The following is a 760-nucleotide window of genomic DNA, read 5'->3' as shown; positions in this document are numbered from 1 at the left end:
GAGAAGGTAGGATGACCTGGTTTAACCGACTTAAAGACTACTCCAAGCAACAAACCGATAAGCTGCTTAACCGATATTTAACCCAAATTCCATCAGGAATTTGGCGGGAATGTCCAAGATGTCATGCGCGTTTTTATTATCGACGTTTTGGTAATTTTGATGTTTGTCCCCAATGTGGTTACGGATTCCGTTTAACAGCGCGTAAAAGGCTGAGAATGCTTACTAAGAATGCTGTTGAATGGGACACTGATTTAGTTACCAAAGATCCGCTTTCCTTTCCCGGATATTCGGAAAAATTACAGCACGCTCAAAAAATAACCAAATTAAATGATAGCGTCTGGACCGGACTGGCTCTTTTGGATAAACGGTCTGTCGCAGTGGGGATTATGGATCCTTATTTTATTATGGGCAGTTTGGGAATGATTACTGGTGAAAAATTGGCACGCTTGTTTGAACGAGCTACTCTTCATGAACTTCCGGTGATTCTTTTTACAGCTTCCGGTGGTGCACGTATGCAAGAAGGTATTCACTCGCTTATGCAAATGGCGAAGGTCACAGCGGCTGTTAATCGCCATCGCCAAGCTGGTCTTTTGTATATTGTTGTTTTAACCGATCCAACGACCGGGGGTGTTACGGCTAGTTTTGCAATGGAGGCTGATATTACTTTAGCTGAACCAAAAGCCCTGATCGGCTTTGCTGGACGACGAGTTATTGAACAGACTGTCAAACAAAAATTGCCTGCCGACTTTCAAAGCGCTGA

The 760-nt window shown here is 43.6% G+C and carries 1 protein-coding gene; it reads left to right on the top strand.

Translation table 11 applies throughout. From position 1 onward, the window contains the following. Positions 1 to 11: 11 nt before the first annotated feature. Positions 12 to 760, top strand: a 749-nt coding sequence (locus KH893_RS11200) for an acetyl-CoA carboxylase carboxyltransferase subunit beta (protein ID WP_281166198.1), incomplete at its 3' end; no start/stop codon positions are given.

Origin of the sequence: Liquorilactobacillus sicerae (assembly GCF_029916425.1) — a bacterium.
In the GTDB taxonomy this organism is placed as follows: domain Bacteria; phylum Bacillota; class Bacilli; order Lactobacillales; family Lactobacillaceae; genus Liquorilactobacillus; species Liquorilactobacillus sicerae.
Note: the sequence above shows the minus strand (reverse complement) of the source record. Positions and strands in the feature narration are given on the sequence as shown.